This window comes from Agarivorans sp. Toyoura001, assembly GCF_005405585.1.
Lineage (GTDB): Bacteria > Pseudomonadota > Gammaproteobacteria > Enterobacterales > Celerinatantimonadaceae > Agarivorans.
In genome coordinates this window covers 396,198-413,382 of sequence record NZ_BJEQ01000002.1, presented here as the reverse complement: position 1 = coordinate 413,382, position 17,185 = coordinate 396,198, and the positions used below count along the sequence as shown (strand labels likewise).

The following is a 17,185-nucleotide window of genomic DNA, read 5'->3' as shown; positions in this document are numbered from 1 at the left end:
ACAACATGAAAACACTAATCTGTAACGAACCGTTCTCCATTGAGTACGTTGAGCGTGAAAAGCCGGCTGTTGCCGCTAACGAAGTACTGTTAAAAGTAAAAGCCGTAGGTATTTGTGGTACCGACATTCACGCCTTTGCCGGCCGTCAGCCATTTTTTAGTTATCCTCGCGTATTAGGCCACGAGATTAGTGGCATTGTTGAAGCGGTTGGCAGTGATTGTTCTAGCGCCAAAGCGGGCGAGCGATTTTCTGTGATCCCTTGTATTCCATGTGGTGAGTGTGCCGCCTGTGAAGAAGGTAAAACCAACTGCTGTGAAAATGTCTCTTTATATGGGGTTCACCAAGATGGCGGCTTTAGTGAGTACCTCAGTGTATTAGAAAGCAACCTGGTTAAATTGCCAGAAGAAGTGAGTGATAGCCAAGGCGCACTGATCGAGTGTTTTGCGATTAGCGCCCATGCGGTGCGTCGTGCTGAAGTAAAAGCGGGACAACGTGTTCTGCAAGTTGGCGCAGGCCCAATTGGCCTAGCGGCAGCAGCCATTGCTAAGGCGAACGGCGCTGAAGTAGTTGTAGCCGATGTGAGTGACGAGCGTCGCGCACATGTAGAAAAAGCGCTTGGCATTAAAACCTTAAACCCGCTAGCAGAGAACTATGTTGAGGATTTAAAAGCGGCATTTGGTGGCAAATTAGCTTGTACCTTAATGGATGCTACTGGCAATAAAGGTTCTATGAGCCGCAGCGTTGAGCTAATTCGCCACGGCGGAAAAATCGTATTTATTGGTTTGTATATCGGTGATTTAGTACTCGACGATCCAACATTCCACAAAAAAGAAACCACCTTGTTAAGCAGTCGTAATGCAACCCGCGAAGACTTTGAGCGAGTGATTGAGCTGATGAGCAAAGGCCAGATTGACGAAAATATCATGAAAAACCGTGATTATGATTTCGACACTGTAGGTCTTTCTTACCAACAGGATGTAGTAAACAACTCAAGCCTTATTAAAGGCGTTATCAACTTTTAGTCGCGCAGGTAATTATGACAACAGTACACGTAAAGGAAGCCGAGTTAAAAGGACTTGCGCTAAACAAACTTATTGCTGCAGGCCTTGACGAGCAAACGGCCAAGGAAGTCACCGAAGTATTAATACACGCAGATGCTACCGGTGTGCATTCACACGGTGTTATGCGAGTAGAGCATTACTGTCAGCGTTTAGCTAAAGGCGGGTTAAATCGCGCCGCTACATTCTCAATTGAACAGGTATCACCCTCAATGGCGGTACTTGACTCAGATGATGGCATGGGCCATTCGGCGCTAATCGCTGCCACTAAACACGCCATAAATCTAGCCTCTGATACCGGATTAGGTTTTGTAAGTGTCAAGAATACCTCGCATTGTGGTGCGCTTTCATACTTTATGGAGCAAGCCACAAGCGCAGGTATGATTGCCATTGGTATGACGCAAACCGACACATGTGTTGCCCCACATGGCGGAGCGGCCAAGTTTTTGGGGACCAACCCAATTGCCTTTGGTTTCCCGGTAGAGGGCTCTACGCCAATGATTATTGATATGGCGACCAGTGCCACCGCGTATGGCAAGCTATTGCATGCCAAAGAAACCGGTCAGTCGATTGGTAAAGGCCTTGCCATTGATGCTGAAGGCAACGAAACAACCGATCCTCATAAAGTGGCCAACTTGCTGCCATTTGGTGGCCATAAAGGCTCTGGCATTGCCTTAGCTATTGATGCGCTAACGGGCATGTTGATGGGGGCTAACTTCGGTAACCATATTGTTCGTATGTACGACGACTACGACAAAATGCGTAAGCTGGCCAGCTTAGTGATTGTGATTGACCCAACTAAACTGGGTAACGCGTTGTTCCCAGTGATGATGGCTGCAATGGTCAAAGAGTTGCACGAAGTTCCGCCAGTACCTGGTGTTGACAAAGTGCTTGCACCGAACGATTTACAAGTGGCTTATCGCGCCGAGTGTGATCGTAATGGGATCCCTGTTGCCAAGGGAGTTCACGATTACTTAGTGAGCTAAACCAGTAAAGGTAGCAGCATAGTGTCGCTCTGTGTTGCTACTAGCCTAGGTACTATCCTGCAATGGTTCCGCAAGTGCCTAGGTTTCTTCCTTCCTTATGTCTGTAGCTCTTCGTTGACTACAGCGTACTTTTGATCTCTTTAGTTACTGATTTAATTGAGTTTTTATCTTTATCTCTGTTGCCAAAATACCGCTATAGCTCACATAAGAATTCTAATTGGTATGCTAACTTTTATTTTGGTTATCCAATATTGCTTAGTGGTTGTCCAATAATATTGGTTTTGGTTATCCTTTTAGGGAGGAAATATTGTGCTGTTTAAAAAGAACAATTTAGCAATCCTAGTGTCTGTTGTACTAGCTGGGGTTTCAGTTTCAAAGGTTATGGCAGATGACACTAAGCAGTCGAGCGCCAGCGAGAATACATCGGGTGATATGACTAGTGCGGCAACCCCGCTTAATCTTACTGAAGCGGCGATTTTAGAAAAAATCACCCACAGTCATAGTCAGTTTTCTGTAGTAGAGAAAACAGCCGAGCAAAGCAAAGACGGATTGAAAATGAATTTTGATGCGATCTCCGAAGCGGAGGCGCAATCAAAATGGCCAAACGTGAAAATTCATTCCAAAGCTGGCCCATGGGATTGGAATACCAAAGGTGGTTTGAAAGTCGCGTTAGAAAACCCCGGTGCAGCAGACGTTCGCATAGAAATGAAGGTGAGCGATAACATTGGTATTATGGGCTCGGCCGATAACCAAGTTGATCTACCAATTGTTTTACCTGCGGGCAAAACCACTACCGTAGATTTCTTGTTTAACGGTACTCAAATGAATATTGAAGGTTACCGAGGCGGCAGTAAACTTAACCTAAAAAGTATTGCCGAAATTCAGTTTTATTCGGTAGGTCCTATCGCCGCGCAAGAAGTGATTATTCACGATATTAATTTTATTGAGCGCACCGGTGATTTTGTTAAATCAGAGGCGCGTGAAGCAGAAGTGATTGCAGCGCCCATTCCAACCATTGCCACTTTAGCTGATTTTAATGATGGTTCGAAAGGCATTGCCAGTAATACCCATGGCACCAAGCTTACTTCAATAAGTCGTGGTGAGGGGAAAGGTCTAAAAATTGATTACGCTGCCGATGCCTCTTATCCAAGCGTGACCTTTAGTGCTGATAAACCGTGGAATTGGTCTGAGCATGGTGACTTTACTTTAGCCTTTGACGTGGAGAACCTGAGCGATGCAGGCGCACAATTGTTTATTCGCGTTGATGATGACGTAAATGAAAAACAAGGCGGTAGCGCTAATGGCGTAATTCATAGCCGAACAGGTTACGTACAATTGCCTGCAGGCGAAGCGGGTACTTACTACTTTACGCTTGAAGAGCTAGCCAAAACCCTCGACTCAGGCATGCGTGGCGAGCCACCCAAAAAGTCTTACCAAGCTCAAGCGATTAATTTTGGCTGGGGTGAAGCCAAGCTAGATTTAGCTAATATCGTGAGCTTTCAGCTGTACATGCAAGATCTACAAAGTGACCTTAGCTTGGTCATCGATAACATTCGTTTAGTGCCAAATCTTAGCGCCGATACCAGTCGCTACCAAGGTTTGTTGGATGAGTTTGGCCAGTTTACTAATGAAGACTGGGCCGAGAAAATTCATTCAGCAGAAGAATTACAAAAGCATGCTAAAGCCGATGTTGCGCTTATCGACTCAGCTAAACCTATGGCCGACAGAACGCCTTACGGTGGTTGGAAAAGTGGCCCTAAATTAGACGCAACTGGATATTTTAGAACTGAGAAAGTAGACGGTAAATGGTCACTGGTTGACCCAAGTGGTTACTTATATTTTGCCACCGGCTTAGACAATATTCGTATGGATGATACCTACACTACCACCGGGGTTAATTTTACCGATTTGGTGTTGTCTGAAGACTTAAGTTTGCGACCCAGTCAAATTTCGCAAGCCAGTTACACCGATAATCAAGACGCCCGTTCGGTTGCCTCTGATTTGCGTAACAGCATGTTTAATTGGTTGCCGAAGTACAGTGATGCCTTAGCGCAAAATTACCAATATTCCACCATGATCCACACCGGTCCACTAGAGCATGGCGAAGTATTTAGTTTTTACAGCGCTAACTTACAACGTAAATACGCCCCGGATTCTCGTGATGATGCGATTGGCGTATGGCGAGATGTCACCTTAGCGCGAATGCTTGATTGGGGTTTTACCTCATTAGGTAACTGGGCCGATCCAAGTTTTTATGGCAACCAGAAAGTGGCTTATGTTGCCAACGGCTGGATTGTAGGTGATCACCAACGGATTAATACCGGTAATGATTACTGGGGACCGATGCACGACCCTTACGACCCAGAGTTTGTTAGCTCGGTAAAAGCCATGGCTGAACAAGTGGCCGCCGAAGTTAAACAAGACCCTTGGTGTATAGGCACCTTTGTTGATAACGAAATGAGTTGGGGAAATACCGAGTTCGCGGCTAATCACTACGCCTTAGCGATTGCTGCTTTACGGAGTAATGCCAAAGACAGCTATGCCAAAGCAGCGTTTGTTAACTTATTAGAAGCTAAATATGCCAAAGATATCGCAGCACTAAACCAAGCGTGGGGCAGTGCAGTTACCTCTTGGGATGAGCTGGCTAAGGGCTATGTACATCAAGGTGAAATGAACGACGCGATTAAAGCCGATTACAGTATGTTCTTGGCCGATCACTCCGACCGTTACTTTGCCATTGTACAGCAGCAAATGAAGCAGGTAATGCCTGAGCACTTGTATTTGGGGGCACGTTTTACTGAGTGGGGAATCACTCCAGAAGCGGCCAACAGTGCAGCTCAATATGTAGATGTAATGAGCTACAACCTATACGGCAATGATATGTCGAAGGGCGACTGGAGCCATTTAGCCGAGTTAGACAAGCCAAGCATTATTGGTGAATTCCACTTTGGGGCAACCGATAGCGGTATGTTCCATCCCGGTCTTGTTGCCGCCGATACGCAACAAGGTCGCGCAGAGAAATACGCCCATTACATGGATAGCGTTATTGCCAACCCTTACTTTGTGGGAGCTCATTGGTTCCAATACTTAGACTCGCCAACTACTGGCCGAGCTTGGGATGGCGAAAACTACAATAACGGCTTTGTTACGGTAGCTGATTCTCCTTACGAGAACTTAGTTGCAGGCGCAACCGAAGTAAACCGAACGCTGTATTCACAGCGTTATCCGGAGCTTATTAAGTAACACTAAACCTTGATTAACAAAAGACGAGCTGGCCTCGTCTTTTGTTTTATCTGTTCGATTATAAAAATAAATAACTAAGCGCGAAGTAGGGAAGCAGATGACCACAATTGTAGATGTTGCGAACAAAGCGGGTGTCTCGGTAGCAACGGTATCTCGCATTATTAATAAAAATACGCCGGTGAGTGAGGCTAAAGTGGCCAAGGTAATGGCAGCGATTAAAGCACTAAATTTTGTGCCTAATTACCATGCGCAAAACCTCACCGTTAATCCACAAACTGGACCTGGGATGATTGTGCAATCAATCCAAGATCCACTCAGTGCCAGTTTACTGAAAGATCTTTCTGCTAGGGCATCAAGTTTATCGCAACCATTGCACCTAGCCTCTGGCGCGCACTCAGAAGCTCAGGAAATTCACCTGTTAGAAAACTATCTTGCTTTAGGTGTTCAGGCTTTATATTTCGAAAGTCAGCATATGGACGAACAACGCCTAGCTGAGTTTATGCGCTTGCATCCCCGTTTATTGGTGGCTAAGCGTTATGTAAGTCAGTTCGCTAGTCAGTGTTTGCACTTAGACTTGATCGCCAGTTTATGGCTGGCAATCACATCTTTGGTTGAGCGTGGGCATAGCCATATTACGGTATGTTGTGATGCGCAGCAGTATCAAGAAATAAGCCCACAATTAGTCAACATTGACAGCCCTTTTAGCCAGGCAACGCTCACGGTGAACTGTTTGCCTCATGACCCTAGCGATTGTATATCGAGCGTTGTTGGTTCTGATAAGTGCTCGGCGCTGGTGTGTTTATCACCCCGCTTAAGTTGGCCAATATGGCAACAAGTGCAACAGCAAACCGAGCAATTAAACCGGCAGATTGAGTTTATAGGCGCTTCAAATAATGCCCCTGGCGGCAAGCTCAGCTACAGTACGCTGTTTTATCCGGTGGAGGCGATGGCACGCCAAGCCTTGGCATTTTTGTTTGCCGAGCAAGCAGAAGTACGTGGAGCATTTGTTGCCCAGTTAGAAGCATGTTATTCAGAAAACGAACTTTTGTATGTTAGTCGTTTAGGCGCTGCGGGCTAAGTGGTTTGATGGACGCAGTTTATTAGTGGCCGAGGCGATTCACTGAGAGGATGGTATGTTGAGATGTAAACAAACGGCCCACAATTAAGTGGGCCGTTTTTTGTTAGTTAGAGTTTTGGTAGGTTGAGGCGTCGAGCACTTGTTTTTTCACTCGGTAACGGCAGATAAAGTTCCAGTTCCAAGAGGCATCATATTGGTGACACAATCCCCACTCCAAGCCGGGTGAATCAATATCGCTGGCTTGGTTAGGGCGGAAAATACCTAAGGCTTCGGGAGCGCCTTTTATTTGCGACATTATCTCAAAGTTAATGCCGTCTGCAGCCCATTGTACGGTGTTCTTTTCTGGTCCATCGGTCGTAATCAAAGAGGCGATGCCACCATCTTTATGCCATACCGCCACTTCATGTCCGCTATTAGAAATAGGGTTGTAGTCTGATTTCACATAAGGGCCAAGAATATCTTTAGCGATGGCGACACCGTGTTTAATCTCTCGTCCGCCCATGTTCATTTCTTCTCCCATGGTCTCGCCTTTGTAGTAAAGGTAAAACTCGCCTTTAAAAAACATTAAGCAGGGATCGTGAACTTTATGGCTATCGAAGCTACCTTTAGATTCCACTAAAAAGCGATTGTCTTCTTCGGTACGCCATTTACCATCTTTAGCAGGGCTAACAATGGGGGCTGGGGATTTGTTCCACGGGCCAAATGGGCTGTCTGCCCAAGCAATGGCAATTTCTTCGAATTGGCGGTTGGTATAGGGCGCTTGTACTGTTTGATAGACCAAATAGTACTTACCTTGATGAGCTAATACTTCAGGTGTAAACACTGCGCGGTCGTCGTAAGCACCCGCTTCGCCGGGAGCAATAGCACAACCATGCTCTTTCCAGGTGATGCCATCTTTAGAGCTAGCGTGCCACACTTCAGTTAAATCCCAAGGAAATACTTTGTCTTGTGGGTTGCCGGTAAAACCAAGTGTTTCGCCTTCACCTTTGGTGTACCAGCAATGATAAACACCCTCTACTTCTATTACTGCAGTGGGGTCGCGGCGAATAACGCCTTCTTCAAAAGCAAAGTCTCCCTTTAGTGTTTGCTCGTCAAACTCAATCAGCCACTCTGGCCCTTTATTGTCGTAACCGCGTTCAATTGCGCGCTTACTGGCCAAGCTTAGCTTGCTGTTTATCCCTGACATATCTACCTCTATGCGTCATTAATCTAAAGTGTTTAATCTATATTGGTATAAAAGGTAAACCAATTTTAACTAATGGTACATTAACTTGCTGTTTCTCTTGGATCAATATGAAAGAAAAGTGACCAAAAGCACATTTTAAGAACTTACTTTTAACCTTTCATAATAGCCATTGTGAAAAACACAAAGGTTTTGTATGACAAGTTTGTTGGCCTGCGAGCCCCGCCACCAAAGGGCTCATGCATTTTACCTGCTATTAACCTATTAACCAATTGTTGTTTTGGTATGACTTTCTGCCAACCAAAGTACTGATTTATACCGAAATGTTAGCGGTGTCACTTTAAATTGGTTGATCATTATGTACGATTACTCCAGTTATTTAGATATTGGTTTACCAGTGTGGTTTTAGCATTGAGTAGCTATCGCAAAGTTAATGGAGTAAACATGAAAACCGATTCTAACCGAGTCGCCATGGGCAAAGTTTGCCTTATGTACTTTTTTTACAATTTCTTCTGGTCATTAAGCTCTGGCTCTTTATTCGCAGTTTGGTTGAATGACAAAGTGGGCATTGACGGTTCTCAAATTGGCGTGTTGTTTGGTTTGCAAACGGGCATAGCAGTATTGTTTAAACCGGCTTTTGGTTACATTCTTGATAAGTTAGGCCTTAAAAAACATCTCATTTATTTTATCTCTTTCCTCAGTTTATTGATTGGCCCGTTTTATATCTACGTTTACGGCCCGTTATTGGGTAATGATTCAACCTTTGTATTGGGCATTGTTGCCGGCTCGCTTTACTTAGGCATGTTGTTCCAAGCAGGAAGCGGTGTGATTGCTTCTTACAGCGACCGATTTGCGCGCTGTCATGAAAACGATTTCGGTTTGGTGAACGGTTTTGGTATTGCTGCTTGGGGTGTATCTGCAGTATTGGCGGGTTACTTGTACAATATTAATCCAGACTTTATTTTTTACGCCTGTAGTGTTGCCGCCTTGTTGATGCTGATTTGTGCTTGGACACTTAGAGTTAGCCACTTAGAAGACGTTGATAACGACGTAATATCGCAAGACAAAATTCAAAAAGAAGACGTGATTCGCTTATTGAAGAACCCGAAAATGTGGGCTTTCATGACCTACGCAGGCACAATTTCGGTGGTGTTCTGGACATCGATGAGCCAGTTCACGCGTTACTTTATTAGCTTTTTCCCCACCCAAGAAGAAGGCATCTCTTTTAGCTCAAATATGGACGGCTTAACCGCTGTATTCCTGTTCTTTGTCAGTGCAGGTGTGCCTTTCATTATTCGTAAAATTGGCGCGAAAGGTAGCTTAATTCTTACCGCTGTGGGTATTACCTCATTCTTGTTAATGATTGGCTTTGCTGGCCTTGGCGAGAAGAACTTGTACTTGGCGATTGTTGCCAAGTTGCTGTTCGGCATTGTTAATCCCTTACTCATTGTGTCGGTGTTTGCTTATACGGCTGAGCAGTTTGACAAGAAAGTAAATTCATTCACTTACATGTTTGGTTTCCAAGTGGTTAACAACTTAATGACCGCGATTGCTGCGCCAGTAATGGGCGTGATGTATGACCAACATGGATTCCCACACAGTTATATCTATTTTGGTGTGTTCGCTGCTGCGGCAACAGTGCTAGCAATGTTCACGCTAAGTTCCACCAAGAAGCTGACTACAACAGATCAACAAGAAACAGTAGCAGCTTAAGTAATCAAAATTATATTTTAGATAAGGATGTTAGGTAAACGTATGAAAACACGTATTTTTGCACTATCTGCTTTGGCTATATCTTGCAGTATGGCCCACGCACAAGAAGAGTCTGCTTTAGACTATTTAGGTGCGCAAGTTGTAGAAGGCGCGCGCTTTTGGGGTTACGGCCGCGGCGGTACAGGTACTTCTACAGATAAAGTTTTAGGTCTGCGTTCAGATCTTGCCAACAACGGTTTCAATATTATTGAAACAGCAGGTAACCCTCACGCTCAAACGGGTCGTTTGGGTAACGAAGGTAACTTTGCTGAATTCCACGTTGATTATGGTCTTGTGTTAAACGACATGAACTGGGTAATCAAAACCAACATTGCTACAGATATGGAAAAATTCAATCTGGATGAATGGTGGGTAGCTGGTCAAGGCGTGTTTAAATCAAGCCCTGGTGCGGTTATTTGGGTAGGTAAGCGTTACTACCAACGTTATAAAGCAGAAATTCTTGATTATCACATGCTACAAAACGATGGCGTGGGCGCGGGTATCGACGATTGGGATTTTGGTTTTGCCAAGTTTAACTTTGGTATTACTAAACAAGAAAATGGTGATACGTATGGATCAGACTTCTGTTCAACCACAGATCCAACTTACGAATGTGATACCAGCGGTCGCTCGGGCTACCGTGGTGGTTACCACTCGGTAAATACCCGCTTGCATGACATGAAAGTGACCGACAATATTGCGGCTTCAGTATTCTTTAACTACGGCTTCTACGCGGGTTCTGATACGACACTGAGCGAAGGTGGCAGTATGACTGCCAAAGATATGAAGCCAAATAGCTACCAAACGGGCTTTAGCATCAAACAAGGCCAATGGGCTGACTACAACGAATTTGTTGTGCGTTACAGCAGTGATATTGGTAAGTCGATGACCCAAGACTGGCTAGACACTCCATCTACGCAGATTGGTGCTTTCTTCCAAGGTATGCAAGAGCTAGGTGATTCGTTCCGCGTACAGTATGCCGTGGTATACGAAGGTCAAAAATTTGATGACGAAGCTTTAAAACGCAATCTCGTTTCTATCACAAAGTCTGATTGGGGCAACATTACTGTTCGTCCTACCTACATTTGGGATGACCGTTTTTCAACAGACCTAGAGTTAAGCTACGACCAAATCAAACTTGATGCTCGCGAAGGCTACGGTGAGAGTGGTACTAACTCCTCGTACAAAGTGACCTTATCGCAAAACGTGCATATTGGTGGCACTTTCTGGGACCGTCCTGTATTGCGCTTCTTTGTGACCTACGGTCAATCTGATACTGACACCACGGTTTATAACAACCGCCACGGTGAAGGTGTAGATAACCCAAGTTGGGAATGGCGTCATAACCCATATGTTACTGAGAAAGGTAAAAACTCAGCGACCACAGTGGGTGCTCAATTCGAAACTTGGTGGTAAGCCAACCACAGTAATACCCACTTAGCACTAGAGCTCGCAGGTATAGGCCTGCGAGCCTCTCACTCGTAATGGTAGAACTTATGAAATTTACAAAAAATAAAATTGCTGCTCTGTTATCGCTCGCTATGCTGGGTGTGTACGGATGTGGTTCAACCCCAAGTTCTGTCGACGCCGAAGGTGGCGTTGAAGATGTCGGCGGTACAGTGCCTGATTTTGAATCAGCCTCTTTTTTCAAAAAAATAAAGAAAGACCATGCTAAAACCCAAGTGGTCACCGACGAAGGTGTTACCCATGGTGAAAGCGCACTTAAAGTCGACTTTGATTCAGTTTCTGAGGCCAACAAATTTAAGTATTGGCCGAATGTTAAAGTGCATCCTGATGCAGGTTTTTGGAATTGGAATGCCAAAGGCAGCTTAAGCTTAGACTTAACTAACCCAACAGATAGCCCAGCCAATATTATTCTAAAATTGGCTGACAACGTGGGCGTAATGGGCTCGGGTGACAATCAATTAAACTATGCGGTAAATGTACCTGCTGGTGAAACGGTTCCGGTAGAAATGTTATTTAACGGTACCAAGCGTAAGTTAGATGGTTATTGGGGCGGTGAGAAGCTTAACTTACGCAACATTGTTGAGTTCCAAATTTTTGTGCAGGGCCCTATGGATGCACAAAGTGTAATTATTGATAACTTTGATTTAGTGGATGCTACAGGGGACTTTATTGAAGCCTCTGGGCAAGCTGTAATGGTGACGGGACCTATTCCAACGGTCGCTTCAATCACCAGTTTTGATGAAGGACAACCTACTTTTGTAGCCTTCGACCGCAGTGCTGCAGCAACCGTAACAGAGCTTAAAACTGACATGGGCGGCGAGTTAGCCGTTAAGCTATCGGCATCGAATGCCTACCCAAACATTACGTTTAAAGCACCCCAACCTTGGGATTGGAGTGAGCATGGTGATTTTAGTTTAGCCTTTGATTTAGAAAGCCAAACTGATGAACCTTTGCAGTTGTTTGTGCGTGTTGATGACGCCGAAAACGAGAACTGGGGTGGCACAGCAAACGGCGTAGTCGACAGTATGTCTAGCTATGTCACTTTAGCCCCAGGTGACGACGGGACCTTCTATTTACCATTGGGGCAAACCGGTGATCAAATCGTATCAGGGATGCGTGCTGAGCCACCTAAAAAGTCTTATAACGCACAGGCTATTAGTTACGGGTGGGGTGAGAAAAACCTGAACTTATCTAATATTGTGTCGTTCCAGCTGTATTTACAAAACCCGACTAAAGACGCTGAATTTACCATTAAAAGTGTCCGTTTAATTCCTAACATTGACGCAGACACCACTCGCTATGAAGGTTTGATTGACCAATACGGTCAATTTACGGGTGCAGATTGGCCGAAGAAAGTAACAGAAGATGAAGAACTTGCTGTAATGGGTAAGTTGTCGTTGATGTCACTTAAATCAAGCAGCCAAATGCCAGGCCGTAGCATTTATGGTGGTTGGGCCGATGGTCCAAAACTAAAAGCAACGGGCTTCTTCCGTACTGAAAAAGTAGACGGTAAATGGTCGTTGGTAGACCCTCAAGGTAACCTGTTCTTTGCTACTGGTTTAGACAATATTCGCATGGACGATACGGTAACCATTACCGGTCACGACTTTGCAGATAAAGACAAGCGCAGTGGTAAAGAGGTAGCGTCTGAAGTGAGACGTTCAATGTTTACTTGGTTACCAGAAGACGGTGACACCCTTGCAGATAACTATGACTACGCCAACTGGGTGCACTCTGGTGCGTTGAAAAAAGGTGAAGTGTTTAGCTTCTACGGCGCTAACTTACAGCGTAAATATGGTGGCAGCTTTGCCGAAGCCGAAAAAGTGTGGGAAGAAATTACCATTGACCGCATGCTTGATTGGGGCTTCACCACGTTAGGTAACTGGGCTGACCCAATGTTCTACGACAACAAAAAAGTTGCGTACTCAGCAAACGGTTGGATCTTTGGTGACCACGCTCGTATTAGCACCGGTAACGATTACTGGGGCCCAATTCACGACCCATTTGACCCAGAGTTTGTGGTTAGCGTGAAAGCCATGACCAAAAAGCTAATGACTGAAGTAGACAAAAATGACCCGTGGATGATGGGCGTATTTGTCGACAACGAAATCAGCTGGGGTAATACCAAAAACGATGCTAACCACTATGGCTTAGTGGTAAATGCTTTAAGTTACGACATTAAGAAAAGCCCTGCTAAAGCTGCGTTTACAGAGCATCTAAAAACCAAGTACTGGGCAGTAGAAGATCTTAATTCAAGCTGGGGCGTGAAAGTGGCGTCGTGGGCCGATTTTGAGAAATCATTCGACCACCGCTCACGCTTAAGCAAAAACATGAAGAAAGATTATGCCGAAATGCTGGAAATGCTTTCTGCTAAATACTTCTCAACAGTTCGCGCCGAGCTTAAGAAAGTATTGCCTAATCACCTTTATCTAGGAGCACGTTTTGCCGATTGGGGAGTAACACCTGAAATCGCTAAAGGCGCTGCGCCATATGTAGATGTGATGAGTTACAACTTGTACGCCGAAGACCTTACTTCTAAAGGTGATTGGAGCAAGTTGGCCGAGCTAGACAAGCCAAGCATTATTGGTGAGTTCCACTTCGGTTCTACTGATTCGGGCTTATTCCATGGCGGAATCGTATCGGCAGCTAGTCAGAAAGATCGCGCTGTTAAGTACACCAACTACATGAAGAGTATTGCTGACAACCCTTACTTTGTAGGTGCTCACTGGTTCCAATACATCGACTCTCCAACTACGGGTCGAGCTTGGGATGGTGAAAACTACAACGTTGGTTTTGTATCAGTGACCGATACCCCATACGTCCCATTGGTTGATGCCGCTAAAACTTTCAACCAAGACGTTTATAAACTTCGTTACAAAAAATAATCGCAATTACGATTTAGCACTCCTTAGCTCGTTAAGGAGTGCCCACTGCTAGGTACAAGGATTGGGCAGGAAATATGAAGATTAAATTATTAACCGCAGCAATAGCTGCAAGCTTAGCGTTACCGCTAAGTGCTGCAAGTTTAGTGACTTCGTTTGAAGAAGCTGACTACAGCAGCTCAGAGAACAATGGTGAATTTTTGGAGGTGTCTGGAGATGCCACTTCTGAAGTTTCAACAGAACAAGCTACTGATGGTAATCAGTCGATTAAAGCGTCTTTTGATGCGCCTTTCAAACCAATGGTTGTTTGGAACTGGGGAAGTTGGAACTGGGGTGCTGAAGATCTTATGTCAGTAGATGTCGTTAACCCTAACGACACCGATGTTACTTTTGCCATTAAGCTAATTGATAGTGATATTCTTCCTGATTGGGTTGATGAGTCTCAAACCTCATTAGACTACTTTACCGTTCCAGCTAATACCACGCAGACTTTTAGCTTCAATTTGAATGGTGGGAACGAGTTCCAAACACACGGTGAAAACTTTAGTAAAGATAAAGTTATCGGCGTGCAGTTCATGCTTAGCACCGAAGAAACTAAAGTGCTGTATTTTGATAACATCATGGTTGATGGCGAAGCAGTAACACCGCCACCTAGTGATGGTGCTGTTAATACTCAAACCGCACCTGTTGCCACTTTAGCGCAAATTGAAGACTTTGAAACTATCCCTGATTACTTAAGGCCTGATGGTGGTGTAAACGTTTCAACCACTACTGAGATTGTAACTAAAGGCGCCGCAGCAATGGCTGCAGAGTTTACGGCTGGTTGGAACGGTTTAGTATTTGCGGGAACTTGGAATTGGGCTGAACTTGGTGAACACACCGCTGTAGCCATTGACGTTTCAAATACCAGTGATAGTAATATTTGGTTGTATTCACGTATTGAAGATGTAAATAGCCAGGGCGAAACGGCTACTCGCGGCGTATTAGTTAAAGCTGGCGAATCGAAAACCATTTACACCAGCTTAAACGACAACCTATCGCTACTTACCCAAGATGAGCGTGTTTCAACCTTAGGTTTACGCGATATTCCCGCAGACCCAATGAGTGCTCAAAACGGTTGGGGTGAGTTTGTTGCATTAGATAAGTCACAGATTACTGCTATTCGTTACTTCATCGGGGAATTAGCCAGTGGCGAGACAAGCCAAACGATCGTGTTTGATAACATGCGTGTTATTAAAGATCTTAATCACGAATCTGCTTACGCAGAGATGGCTGACGCTATGGGTCAGAACAACCTAGTCACTTACGCAGGTAAAGTTGCCAGCAAAGAAGAGTTAGCTAAGTTAAGTGATCCAGAAATGGCGGCTTTGGGCGAGTTGACCAATCGCAATACTTACGGCGGTAACCCAGATTCGTCGCCAGCTACAGACTGTGTACTAGCTACGCCTGCCTCGTTTAACGCTTGTAAAGATGCTGATGGTAACTGGCAATTGGTAGACCCTGCTGGTAATGCGTTCTTCTCAACCGGTGTTGATAACATTCGTTTGCAAGATACTTACACCATGACTGGCGTGTCGAGTGATGCCGAATCTGAGTCTGCACTTCGCCAGTCGATGTTTACAGAAATTCCAAGTGATTATGTAAATGAAAACTATGGCCCTGTGCATAGTGGACCTGTTTCTCAAGGCCAAGCTGTAAGTTTTTACGCTAACAACTTGATTACCCGCCACGCTAGCGAAGATGTATGGCGAGACATTACTGTTAAGCGTATGAAAGACTGGGGTTTTAACACCTTAGGTAACTGGACCGATCCTGCGTTGTATGCAAACGGTAGTGTTCCTTACGTGGCAAATGGTTGGTCAACCTCTGGTGCCGATCGTCTTCCAGTTAAACAAATTGGCAGCGGCTACTGGGGACCACTTCCTGATCCGTGGGATGCTAACTTTGAAACCAACGTCGCCACAATGGTTGGTGAGATTAAAGCGCAAGTAGCAGGTAATGAAGAGTACTTAATCGGTATCTTTGTTGATAATGAAATGAGCTGGGGCAACGTTACAGCAGAAGAAAGCTCTCGTTATGAGCAGACATTAGCAGTATTTAATACTGACGGTACTGATGCTACAACTAGCCCAGCTAAAAACAGCTTCATTTACTTCTTATCAAACGATCGCTACCCAGATGGCATTGCAGACTTAAACGCGGCTTGGGGTACAGATTATGCTTCTTGGGATGCAATGCGCCCAGCGCAAGAGCTAGTTTATAGCGCTGCAATGGCTGCAGACCTACAGTACTTGTCATGGCAGTTTGCTTTCAAATACTTCAATACCGTAAACACGGCATTGAAAGCTGAGTTACCAAACCACTTGTACTTAGGTTCGCGTTTTGCAGATTGGGGACGTACTCCTGATGTAGTAAGCGCGGCTTCTGCTGTTGTTGATGTAATGAGTTACAACATCTACAAAGACAGTATTGTTGCGGCCGATTGGGATGCCGATGCCTTAAGTCAAATCGAAGCCATTGATAAGCCGGTAATTATTGGTGAGTTCCACTTCGGAGCGTTAGATAGCGGTTCTTTTGCGGAGGGCGTAGTAAATGCCACATCACAACAAGATCGCGCCGACAAAATGGTTAGCTTTTACGAGTCAGTAAATGCCCATAAAAACTTTGTGGGAGCGCATTGGTTCCAATACATCGACTCACCATTAACGGGTCGTGCATGGGATGGCGAAAACTACAACGTGGGTTTTGTTAGCAATACTGACACGCCATATACATTGATGACTGATGCTGCGCGTGAGTTTAACTGTGGCATATACGGTGCTGACTGTTCAAGCCTAGGTAATGCTACCGAGGCTGCGTCTCGTGCAGGTGCGCTATATACCGGTACTAACATTGGCGTAAGCCACTCTGGTCCAGAAGCGCCAGAGCCAGGTGAGCCAGTTGATCCACCTATTGACCCGCCAACACCACCAACGGGTGGCGTAACAGGCGGTGGCGGTAGCGCAGGCTGGTTATCTCTACTTGGTTTAGTGGGTGTGTTCTTTATGAGACGCCGCAAAGTGTAAGACCTGTGCCGCCTCGTAAATGAAGTTGTATTTCGAGGCGGCCTTTTTATTTTCAGGAAAAAGTATGAAGTATTTATATATCGTTCGCGGGCCATTTGGCAGCGGTAAAACCGAGTTTGCTAAAACCATCACCGAAAACGTTGTGTCATGCTGGGATTACTATGCTCAGTACGGCCAAAATAAGTGGAATGAAGAGTTAAAACCCCATGCTGATGAATACTGCCGAAGTAGCGTATCGGAATTTATGGAGCAGGGTGCGAATACGATTGCAGTAACCAACTCATTCTCTAAATCTAGTGACTTAGATTTTTACCTTGAAGCCGCCAAGCAGCATCAATACAAAGTATTCACCCTGGTGATGGAAAATCAAAATAGCGAAGAATACAAACGTGACGCGCCAGAAGATGTGGTGCTCAAACAGATTATCAACTTAAAAAATAGCGTGGTATTCCACCAAGGTTTTTAACAGCA

Annotated in this window: 10 protein-coding genes; 9 read left to right on the top strand and 1 reads right to left on the bottom strand. The window is 45.0% G+C overall.

All coding sequences use genetic code 11. The features are described 5' to 3' along the window. Positions 1 to 5 precede the first annotated feature (5 nt). From FFR00_RS05140 to FFR00_RS05125, 4 genes are all read left to right on the top strand, one after another. Positions 6 to 1,022: a zinc-binding alcohol dehydrogenase family protein gene (locus FFR00_RS05140; RefSeq protein ID WP_137672292.1), complete on the top strand. Its 1,017-nt coding sequence runs from the start codon at positions 6 to 8 to the stop codon at positions 1,020 to 1,022. Positions 1,023 to 1,036: 14 nt separating this feature from the next. Beyond that, a complete protein-coding gene (locus tag FFR00_RS05135) occupies positions 1,037 to 2,044 on the top strand; it encodes an Ldh family oxidoreductase (RefSeq protein ID WP_137672291.1) in 1,008 nt (335 codons plus the stop codon). A gap of 342 nt (positions 2,045 to 2,386) precedes the next feature. Continuing rightward, positions 2,387 to 5,287 carry a beta-galactosidase gene (locus FFR00_RS05130; protein ID WP_235836159.1) on the top strand — a complete coding sequence of 967 codons (2,901 nt, stop codon included), beginning with the start codon at positions 2,387 to 2,389 and terminating at the stop codon, positions 5,285 to 5,287. A 97-nt stretch (positions 5,288 to 5,384) separates the two neighbouring features. After that, positions 5,385 to 6,365, top strand: a complete 981-nt coding sequence (locus FFR00_RS05125) for a LacI family DNA-binding transcriptional regulator (protein WP_137672289.1) — start codon at positions 5,385 to 5,387, stop codon at positions 6,363 to 6,365. A 103-nt stretch (positions 6,366 to 6,468) separates the two neighbouring features. Here FFR00_RS05125 and FFR00_RS05120 read toward each other — a convergent pair whose 3' ends face one another. Next, the gene (locus FFR00_RS05120) at positions 6,469 to 7,551 is read right to left on the bottom strand and encodes a family 43 glycosylhydrolase (protein WP_137672288.1); all 1,083 of its coding nucleotides are present in this window, start codon (positions 7,549 to 7,551) and stop codon (positions 6,469 to 6,471) included. Between the two features lie 441 nt (positions 7,552 to 7,992). Here FFR00_RS05120 and FFR00_RS05115 point away from each other — a divergent pair, with 441 nt between their 5' ends. The 5 genes from FFR00_RS05115 to FFR00_RS05095 all read left to right on the top strand — a co-directional run bounded on the left by FFR00_RS05115 (position 7,993) and on the right by FFR00_RS05095 (position 17,180). Next, the gene (locus tag FFR00_RS05115; protein ID WP_137672287.1) at positions 7,993 to 9,261 is read left to right on the top strand and encodes an oligosaccharide MFS transporter; all 1,269 of its coding nucleotides are present in this window, start codon (positions 7,993 to 7,995) and stop codon (positions 9,259 to 9,261) included. A 42-nt stretch (positions 9,262 to 9,303) separates the two neighbouring features. Beyond that, entirely contained in the window at positions 9,304 to 10,716 is a 1,413-nt protein-coding gene (locus tag FFR00_RS05110; RefSeq protein ID WP_161985093.1) for a carbohydrate porin, read from the top strand. Between the two features lie 80 nt (positions 10,717 to 10,796). After that, a complete protein-coding gene (locus FFR00_RS05105; protein ID WP_137672285.1) occupies positions 10,797 to 13,652 on the top strand; it encodes a beta-agarase in 2,856 nt (951 codons plus the stop codon). A 74-nt stretch (positions 13,653 to 13,726) separates the two neighbouring features. After that, a complete protein-coding gene (locus FFR00_RS05100) occupies positions 13,727 to 16,714 on the top strand; it encodes a GlyGly-CTERM sorting domain-containing protein (protein WP_137672284.1) in 2,988 nt (995 codons plus the stop codon). Between the two features lie 64 nt (positions 16,715 to 16,778). Then, positions 16,779 to 17,180, top strand: coding sequence for a hypothetical protein (locus FFR00_RS05095; RefSeq protein WP_137672283.1), 402 nt, complete (start codon positions 16,779 to 16,781; stop codon positions 17,178 to 17,180). Positions 17,181 to 17,185 lie beyond the last annotated feature (5 nt).

Bases quoted from the DNA above. Each gene is read 5' to 3' on its own strand.
- FFR00_RS05140 (WP_137672292.1), top strand. From the start codon at position 6: ATGAAAACACTAATCTGTAACGAACCGTTCTCCATTGAGTACGTTGAG.
- FFR00_RS05135 (WP_137672291.1), top strand. From the start codon at position 1,037: ATGACAACAGTACACGTAAAGGAAGCCGAGTTAAAAGGACTTGCGCTA.
- FFR00_RS05125 (WP_137672289.1), top strand. From the start codon at position 5,385: ATGACCACAATTGTAGATGTTGCGAACAAAGCGGGTGTCTCGGTAGCA.
- FFR00_RS05120 (WP_137672288.1), bottom strand. From the start codon at position 7,551: ATGTCAGGGATAAACAGCAAGCTAAGCTTGGCCAGTAAGCGCGCAATT.
- FFR00_RS05115 (WP_137672287.1), top strand. From the start codon at position 7,993: ATGAAAACCGATTCTAACCGAGTCGCCATGGGCAAAGTTTGCCTTATG.
- FFR00_RS05110 (WP_161985093.1), top strand. From the start codon at position 9,304: ATGAAAACACGTATTTTTGCACTATCTGCTTTGGCTATATCTTGCAGT.
- FFR00_RS05105 (WP_137672285.1), top strand. From the start codon at position 10,797: ATGAAATTTACAAAAAATAAAATTGCTGCTCTGTTATCGCTCGCTATG.
- FFR00_RS05100 (WP_137672284.1), top strand. From the start codon at position 13,727: ATGAAGATTAAATTATTAACCGCAGCAATAGCTGCAAGCTTAGCGTTA.
- FFR00_RS05095 (WP_137672283.1), top strand. From the start codon at position 16,779: ATGAAGTATTTATATATCGTTCGCGGGCCATTTGGCAGCGGTAAAACC.